We start from the raw sequence: 3,178 nt of genomic DNA, 5'->3' as shown, positions 1-3,178 counted from the left end.
TCCTTTCGTCGTGCTGTTGATTCTGCCTTCCTATGACCTGTTCGGACTATTATGAGAAATGCTATAACTAGCCAACCACGGGGCTTCTTTTGCCTTTTTTTTCGTTTGGTAAATTTCTTAAACATTTATGGCTAAACGACAACCGTCATCCCGCTACGTGTTAGCGGGATCTAGAGATACCGGGGCAGCATGACGTAGGACTGCTGTCATTCAAGTAGCTGACGCTGGAATCCAGCCTTGCTGTAATCTCATCAAGAACGTTGTGTTTTAACATAAGATCAGCCACTTTTATGCTTACCAACTTAATAAAATTCCTGGATCCAAGTAGTCAGGCTACTCGGATGACACCTTCATAAAGTGAAATGAGATCCCGCTAACAAGCAGCGGAATGACGGGAAAAGAGGTGCTGGGATGACACCTTCACAAAGTGAAATGAGATCCCGCTAACAAGCAGCGGGATGACGGGAAAAGAGGTGCTAGAATGACACCGTTTACTATGTAACATCTCATCATATCACAATGTTCGTACAGTTGTGGCGGTATGACGTAGAAAAACTGTTAACTTAAATCTATATTGACATGTCCCATTTTACGCTTATCCCTAACCTCTTTTTTCCCATATATGGTTAAACTAGCTTTTTCGTTGCTCAAATACTTATGAGAATCATATATATCATTACCTATTATATTTTTCGTCATACAAGGAAAGCGTAATACTACTTCCTGCATAGGTAACCCGCATATTATCCTAACTAGCTGTTCAAATTGACTAACGTTACATGCATCCAAGCTCCAGTGGCAAGAATTGTGAGGTCTGGGAGCTAGTTCATTAACTAACAATTCGTTATCCTTAGTAACAAAAAATTCAATAGCCAGAATTCCTATTACATCAAGCGCATTTGCTATTTTCTTTGCAGCTCGTTGTACCTCTTGAGTTAATTTACTATCTATTTTAGCTGGCACTGTTGAAGTATCAAGTATTCCATCAACGTGGTAATTTTCTGCTATAGGAAAAAAAGCTACTTTACCGTTTTTATCTCTTGCAACGACTATTGAAACCTCTTTCAGTAGATCAACACTTGCTTCAAGAATGTACTCTGTATTCCAATCAAAGGAAGCAAATTGCTTCACTTCAGAATCATTCTCAAGCACATATTGCCCTTTTCCATCATAACCCATTTCTGTTGTTTTCAGCCTTGTTGGATAGCCAAAAGCGCTACTGCTTTTCAGTAGCTCATTATAATTTTGTATACTCTTATAGTTAGCAGTTTTTATACCCAAGTTTTTAATAAAATCCTTTTCTCTCAGTCTGTTCTGCGAAATGTGTAACGCTTTTTTACCCGGATAAAAATTTACATCGATATCAATTGCACTACATGGAATATTTTCAGACTCAATAGTAACTAAATCCACACTCTGTGCAAAAGATTCAAGAGCTTTCTTATTAGAGAAATCTGCTATTGTGAAATCATCAGCAACAGAGCAAGCCGGATCGTCTTTAGCACTGGCAAAAACATGTATTTTTTGTCCAAGTTTTGTTGCAGCGATAGCAGTCATTTTACCTAATTGTCCACCACCTATTATTCCTATTACTTTTTTGCTAAGCGCATCTGGTTCGTTCATACTATAAATTGATATTTCCTAATTAAAGTATACTTGAAAAATCTATGAAAAAAGCATATAATTAGAATATTATCTTTTTATCATGAATATTCTATAATGATTCTAGAATACACATTGACTACCAACTTTGTTGAAGTTACAGTTTTACCAATTTACATTGAAGAGCAATCCATTCCTTATGAAAATTGCTATGTATGGATGTATAACGTTAAGATAAAAAACAAAAGCCAATCAACTATTCAATTGTTAAGTCGTCATTGGCAAATAATAGATTATAAGGGAAAAGTAAATGAAATTGCCGGAGTTGGTGTTATCGGAGAACAACCTGTGATAAAATCTGGAGAGGTATTTAAATACACAAGTGGAACATACTTAAATGTACCGTCAGGAATAATGCAGGGTAAGTATGAATTTCTGAATGAAGAAAGCATAAAAGTTTTTGAAGTTATGATACCACCCTTTTCTTTGGATAGTCCATACATCAAAACTAGACCCCATTAACTGTCAAAATAGTTTATTTGTAACCAGACTGCATTCTGTGATTTTTAGCAAAGCACGATACACAATCGTCATCCCGCTACTTGTTAGCGGGATCTATGCTAAGATACCGCGAATGAATCGCGGTATGACGGTTCGTGGCGGTTATGACGTGTTAGCTATAGCTATTTTCAAAAATATGGTTGAATAATTGTTAATAATAGTGTATAATTATTAATATTTTCAAGCATTTTTGCCATGGCTCTTTCAAAATTTCTCGATCCTCGCAATGATTTGTGTTTCAAAAAAATCTTTGGAACGGAAAAAAATAAGAATATCCTGATCCACTTTTTGAACGATATTTTAGGGTTTACTGAGATAAATGCAATACAAGAAGTTGAGTTTCTTAGCACTATTATGGATCCCGAAGTTGCCTCTGATAAACAAAGTATTGTTGATGTTCTCTGCAAGGATTCTCACGGAAATAGATATATAGCAGAAATGCAGCTCGCTAGAGACAAGGGCTTCGAAAAACGCGCTCAATTATATGCCGCTAAAGCCTACTCAAGACAATTAGATAAATCTGGCAACTACATTGATTTAAAGAAAGTCTTCTTTATTGCTATATCAAATTGTAACTTACTTCCTGAAGAAGTTGATTATATTTCTACTCACAATATACGTGATATAAAAACTAACGGCCATTACTTAAAAGATTTTCAATTTATCTTTATAGAATTGCCCAAATTTTCAAAAAGTAAAGTAGAGCAGCTAGAAAGTACAATAGAAAGGTGGTGTTTCTTTTTTAAATATGCAGAAGAAACAACAGAAGAGGACTTAAAAGAGATAGCAGAAAAAGCACCAATAATAAAGCTGGCGTATGATGAGTTAGACAAGTTTCGTTGGAACGAAAAAGATTTAGTAGCCTATGAAGAAAGGATAATGGATCTACGCAAAGAAGAAGCCATTCTTGAATACAGACTTGATCTTGCTACTGAAAAAGGCAAAAAAATTGGTAAAGAGGAAGGGAAAATTGAAGTCGCAAAAGCAATGCTGGCTAATAATGTTGATGTCAACA

At 35.5% G+C, this 3,178-nt stretch carries 4 protein-coding genes; 3 read left to right on the top strand and 1 reads right to left on the bottom strand.

Annotation, left to right across the window (positions count from 1 at the left end):
* Positions 1-558 precede the first annotated feature (558 nt).
* Complete coding sequence (locus tag ACIPNH_RS00855; protein ID WP_400771011.1) at positions 559-1,623, bottom strand: 5-(carboxyamino)imidazole ribonucleotide synthase; 1,065 nt, start codon at positions 1,621-1,623, stop codon at positions 559-561.
* A gap of 99 nt (positions 1,624-1,722) precedes the next feature.
* Here ACIPNH_RS00855 and apaG point away from each other — a divergent pair, with 99 nt between their 5' ends.
* The 3 genes from apaG to ACIPNH_RS00840 form a co-directional block, all read left to right on the top strand.
* Positions 1,723-2,124 (top strand): Co2+/Mg2+ efflux protein ApaG, encoded by a 402-nt coding sequence (apaG, locus tag ACIPNH_RS00850; RefSeq protein WP_179951370.1) that lies wholly within the window; start codon positions 1,723-1,725, stop codon positions 2,122-2,124.
* Between the two features lie 37 nt (positions 2,125-2,161).
* Positions 2,162-2,311, top strand: coding sequence for a hypothetical protein (locus ACIPNH_RS00845; protein WP_179943777.1), 150 nt, complete (start codon positions 2,162-2,164; stop codon positions 2,309-2,311).
* Positions 2,312-2,358: 47 nt separating this feature from the next.
* On the top strand, positions 2,359-3,178 hold an 820-nt coding region (locus ACIPNH_RS00840), incomplete at its 3' end, for an Rpn family recombination-promoting nuclease/putative transposase (RefSeq protein ID WP_400771008.1).

The sequence above is a fragment of the Wolbachia endosymbiont of Drosophila barbarae genome, from assembly GCF_044752445.1.
GTDB lineage: Bacteria > Pseudomonadota > Alphaproteobacteria > Rickettsiales > Anaplasmataceae > Wolbachia > Wolbachia pipientis.
This window is presented reverse-complemented; position numbering and strand designations above follow the sequence as displayed.

Bases quoted from the DNA above. Each gene is read 5' to 3' on its own strand.
- ACIPNH_RS00855 (WP_400771011.1), bottom strand. From the start codon at position 1,623: ATGAACGAACCAGATGCGCTTAGCAAAAAAGTAATAGGAATAATAGGT.